General features: G+C 66.5%; 4 protein-coding genes and 1 pseudogene. 3 read left to right on the top strand and 2 right to left on the bottom strand.

What is annotated here, in order from left to right; translation table 11 throughout:
* Positions 1-133 precede the first annotated feature (133 nt).
* Positions 134-612, bottom strand: a pseudogene (locus tag EN745_RS29700) (MarR family winged helix-turn-helix transcriptional regulator).
* A 132-nt stretch (positions 613-744) separates the two neighbouring features.
* Positions 745-1,056 carry a hypothetical protein gene (locus EN745_RS29695; RefSeq protein ID WP_126055131.1) on the bottom strand — a complete coding sequence of 104 codons (312 nt, stop codon included), beginning with the start codon at positions 1,054-1,056 and terminating at the stop codon, positions 745-747.
* 9 nt (positions 1,057-1,065) lie between these two features.
* On the opposite strand from EN745_RS29695, the gene EN745_RS29690 reads away from it, so the two are divergent.
* The 3 genes from EN745_RS29690 to EN745_RS29680 all read left to right on the top strand — a co-directional run.
* Complete coding sequence (locus EN745_RS29690) at positions 1,066-2,205, top strand: efflux RND transporter periplasmic adaptor subunit (protein ID WP_126055132.1); 1,140 nt, start codon at positions 1,066-1,068, stop codon at positions 2,203-2,205.
* A complete protein-coding gene (locus EN745_RS29685) occupies positions 2,202-3,776 on the top strand; it encodes an FAD-dependent monooxygenase (protein WP_210213781.1) in 1,575 nt (524 codons plus the stop codon). The genes EN745_RS29690 and EN745_RS29685 overlap by 4 nt, the downstream gene beginning before the upstream one ends.
* 119 nt (positions 3,777-3,895) lie before the next feature.
* Positions 3,896-5,068 (top strand): efflux RND transporter permease subunit (locus EN745_RS29680; protein WP_145992203.1); only part of this gene is annotated, 1,173 nt, incomplete at its 3' end.

Below are 5,068 nucleotides of genomic sequence, written 5' to 3'. Positions count from 1 at the left end.
GTTGGGGTCACCGACACCGGGGCGGGCTGCGCCGGGGTTTCGGCGACCGGCTGCGCCGGCGCCTCGGCGACCGGCTGCGCCGGCGCCTCCATCTCCAACCTGGCGGCCTTCTCGTCTACCTTGGCTACCGCGTTCATGCTGCTGCGCCTTCCGTACTTTTCACTTTTCCGAGGACGGCGTCTCGCCGTCCGAAAGATTCTGCACGATCGCGTCCAGTGCCCGGATCAGGGCCCGGCGATCTTCCGGCGAAACGCCGACCAGCGATTCCTCATAGACCTCGCCGGCAAGGCTCTTGACGTGGGCATAGGCCTCGCTCGCCTTGGCGGTCGGGAAGATCATGCGAACGCGGCGGTCGGCCGCGTCGGAACGGCGCTCGATCCAGCCGCCCTCCTCCATCCGGTCGACGAGGCGCGAAACGCTGATCGGCTCGATTTCGAGCAGTTCAGCCAGTCGCGCCTGCGCGACACCCGCCTCCTTGGCGACGCGGACCAGAAGCCGCCATTGCGCCGAGGAAAGGCCGAAGCCGCTGGCGCGCGCCTCGAAGCGCTTGCGCATCAGGCGCTGCACGTCGTGGATCAGGAAGCCCAGTCTGTCGATGCCGTCGGAAACCATGAGCGGCATATATAATAAGCGTGCTTACTATTCAAGGCAGCGGTGTTGATCCAGAAGCCGGCAACTGTGGATGGCAGACCCGCGACGCCGGCATGGTTAGCGGCTGGTGAACGTCCTGCGAGGCTCGCGCCCTCAGCCGGAGCCCATCGACGCCGGCAACGGCTTTTTGATTGAGTTTGTTCGCATGCGCCGCATCTGCCAGTTCTGATATGTCATAACGTTACGTGCCAATCTCTGTTTTGTGCTGTCAACCGGCCTCGACGAGCCTGGCAGGGCGCCGATCCCAAAACATCGGAAAATTTTCAGAAACCGTTCGGGATTTCGCGGACCTGAAACGCGAAAAGGGATCGGGCTGGCAAACGACAGGCAGCAACGCCCGATCGCTCCCAGCCAACGCATTTTTTCGGTCGCCGCATCGTCGCGCGCGGCCGCAACCTTGGTCATGGAGACAACATGATTGCTACCCTTCTCCACAACAGGCCGCTGAGGCGCCGCCTTCTCGCCGGATCGATCGCCGTCCTTGCCTGCGGCGCCGCGATGGTCTGGCATGGCGCCAGGAGCGAGGCCTCGAACGCAAAGCCCGACGCGCCAGAGACGAAGCTCGTCAAGACGATAGCGGTGGCGCCGGTAGCCAATGCCGACACCCGCACCGCCATCGGTGAAATCCGCCCACGGCTCGAGAGCGACCTTGGTTTTCGCGTTTCCGGCAAGCTCGTCGAACGCATGGCGGAGATCGGCTCGACCGTGAACAAGGGCGAGGTGCTCGCCCGCATCGACGACCAGGACTACCGCAACCGGCTGCTTAGCGCCGAGGCGGATGTCGCGGCGGCGCAAGCCGTGCTGGTCGAGGCGAGTGCCGCCGAGGCCCGCATCGGCGCGCTGCTGGCCAAGGGTTTTACAACGCGCGCCAGCTATGACGCGACGCTGAAGAATTTGCGCTCGGCCGAGGCGAAGCTGAAGTCGGCGAACATCGCTTACGAAATGGCGAAGGACCAACTCGGATATACCGAACTGCATGCCGATTTCGACGGCATCGTCACCGCGACCGGCGCCGAAGCCGGCCAGTCCGTCAATGTCGGGCAGATGGTGGCGCGCGTCGCCGATCCAAACAGCCGCGACGCGGTATTCTCGATCGCCGAGGCCGCCTTCGCGAACACGCCTGATACGAAGCGGCCGCCGAAGGTCACGGTCTCGCTGCTCAGCAATCCGGCGATCACGGCGACGGGCACCGTGCGCGAGATCGCGCCGGTGGCCGATGCCGCGACCCGCACCTTCGAGGTCAAGGTCTCGCTCGAGGGCGCGCCCGACGAAATGCGCTTCGGCGCAAGCGTCGCCGGCCGCGCCGAAATCGCCGGCGCGCCGGTCGTCATGCTGCCGGGAAGCGCACTGTTCGACAAGGACGGCAGGCCGGCCGTCTGGGTCGTCACCGCCACATCCGCCGTCGAGCTCAGGCCCGTCGCCATTGCCCGCTACGAGACCGACCGCGTCGTCGTCCGCGATGGGCTGGCCAAAGGCGACATCGTCGTCACCGCCGGCGTCAACCGGCTGCGGGAACATGAAAAAGTCCGTATCGTTGAAGGGGAAGAGAAATGAGCATGTCCAAGACCAAGGTCCTGATCGCCGGTGCCGGCCCGACCGGGCTGACGCTCGCGCTGTGGCTGACCAGACTCGGCGTGCCGGTGCGCATCTTCGACAAGGCCGCCGCTCCCGGCGAAACCTCTCGGGCGCTTGCCGTCCAGGCGCGCACGCTGGAGTTCCACCGCCAGATCGGCATCGTCGACGACGTGCTCGCCGCCGGCGTGCGGCTGGAGCGGCTGACCCTCCACACGCCGGCCGGCGTCGCGGCGAGGCTGCCGCTGTCGGATTTCGGCCGCGGCATCAGCCTCTACTCCTTCGCCTTCGCGCTGCCGCAGGACATCCACGAGCGCGTGCTGATCACGCATCTCGAGCGCGCCGGCGTCGAGGTCGAGCGCGGCACCGAGCTTGTCGCCTTCCAGGACAAGGGCGAAGCGGTCATCGCCACGCTGTCCCGGGACGGCCGCACCGAGACCGTCAGCGCCGCCTATCTCGCCGGTTGCGACGGCGCCCGCAGCGCCGTGCGCCATGGGCTGAACATCGGCTTCCCCGGCGGCACCTACGAACAGTCGTTCTACGTCGCCGACGTCAAAGGCAGCGGCGAAATCACGCCCAACGGCATGGACACGACGATCAGCAGCTATGGCTTCGCCATCGTTATGCCTGTCCGGCAGTCGGGTTCGGTCAGGCTGATTGGCATCGTGCCGAAGGCGCATGAGGCCGACGAGACGATCACCTTCGAGGCGATCCGCGCCGATGTCGAACGCGACACCGGCGTCAAGGTCCATGAGGTCAACTGGTTCTCGACCTACCGCGTCCATCATCGCGTCGCGGAACGCTTCCGCGCCGGCCGCGTGTTCCTGTGCGGCGATGCCGGCCACATCCACAGCCCCGCCGGCGGCCAGGGCATGAACACCGGCATGGGCGATGCGGTGAACCTCGCCTGGAAGCTCGCCGCCGTGGTCCAGGGCCGCGCCGATGCCCGCCTGCTCGACAGCTATGAGCCGGAGCGCATCGCCTTCGCCCACAAGCTGATCGAAAGCACCGACAAGGTGTTCCGCTTCGTCACCAGCCGCTCGCGGCTCGTCGGTATTTTCCGGCGCTACCTGATGCCGAAGATCATGAACGTCGCGCTGCATACCTCGTTCGGCTCGCGTGCCTTCTTCGGCGTGATCTCGCAGGCGGCGATCGAGTACCGCGCCGGGCCGATCAGCGCGGGCACGGCCGGCAAGGTCAGCGGCGGCGACCGCCTGCCTTATGTGGTCGGCGCGAGGGGCGACAATTTCGAGCCGCTGCGCTCGCTGGACTGGCAGGTCCATGTCTATGGCGAGGTCAATTGCGATTTCCGGGCGATGCTCGCGCCGAGCGGCATTCCGGTCCACGCCTTCGCCTGGTCCGAAGCGGCCGGCAAAGCCGGCTTGCTGCGTGACGCCGCCTATCTGGTGAGGCCCGACGGCCATGTCGCGCTCGCCTCGCCCATCCAGGAGGCGGCGACTTTCCAGCGCTATCTCGCCGGCCTCGCCATCAGGCCGAGGACCGCCGAGCGCGCGCCTTACCGTGTGGCCGGCACCATGCACAGCCTGGCCTGAACCTCACGGCGTCCGCCTGACCGGCGGGCGCCGAGCATAACCCCGATCGTCATTTGTCCGCCAGCCGGCGCAGCCGGCCGCGCGCCGGGATGGCGCGCGCCATTCAACGGAGTTGCATCATGACCAGCTTCAACCTTTCCGAATGGGCGCTGCGCCACCGGAGCTTCGTCATCTACCTGATGATCGCTGCAGCACTTGCCGGCCTCTACGCCTATCAAGGCCTCGGCCGCGAGGAGGACCCGCCCTTCACCATCAAGACCATGCTGGTGAAGACGATGTGGCCCGGCGCCACGACCAGCGACACGGTCGAGCAGATCACCGACCGCATCGAGAAGAAGCTCGAGGAACTGCCCGATCTCGACTACGTAAAGAGCTACACCAAGCCCGGCGAATCCGTCGTGTTCGTCAACCTCAAGGACACGGTCGCGGGCGACCAGGTGCAGCCGCTCTGGTACCAGGTGCGCAAGAAGCTCGACGACATCAAGCCGACGCTGCCGTCCGGCGTCCAGGGCCCGTTTTACAATGACGAGTTCGGCGACACCTATTCGCTGATCTACGCGCTCACCTCCGACAGTCTCAGCCATCGCGAGCTGAAGGACCTGGCCAGCAGCCTGCGCGCCGGACTGCTCACCGTGAAGGATGTCGCCAAGGTCGACCTGGTCGGCCAGCAGGACGAGAAGATCTACCTCGAATTCTCGACGCGGAAGGTGGCGGCGCTCGGCCTCGACGTCGGCACGCTGTCGCAGGCGCTGCAGGCGCAAAACGAGCTGACGCCGAGCGGCACGGTCGATGCCGGTCCCGAGCGCATCGCCATCCGCGTCTCGGGCAGCTTCACCTCCGAGGAGAGCCTGAAGGCGATCAATTTCTACGCCAACGGCCACTATTTCCGGCTGGGCGACGTCGCCGAGGTCAAGCGCGCCTATTCCGATCCGCCGCAGCCGCTGTTCCGCTTCAACGGCAGGCCGGCGGTCGGCATCGCGATCTCGATGACCGCTGGCGGCGACGCACTGGCGCTCGGCGAAAACGTCAAGGAGAAGATGCACGAGATGGAGGCCGAGCTGCCGCTCGGCGCCGAGCTCGGCCTGGTCGCCGACCAGTCGCATGTGGTGGAAGAATCCGTCGGCGAGTTCACCAAAAGCCTCGGCGAAGCGATCGCTATCGTGCTTGCCGTCTCGCTGCTGGCGCTCGGCTGGCGCCCCGGCATCGTGGTCGCCGTCGCCATCCCGCTGGTGCTGGCGATCACCTTCGTCACCATGGAGCATTGCGGCCTCTCGCTGCAGCGCATCTCGCTC

Origin of the sequence: Mesorhizobium sp. M4A.F.Ca.ET.022.05.2.1 (assembly GCF_003998845.1) — a bacterium.
Lineage (GTDB): Bacteria > Pseudomonadota > Alphaproteobacteria > Rhizobiales > Rhizobiaceae > Mesorhizobium.
This window is presented reverse-complemented; position numbering and strand designations above follow the sequence as displayed.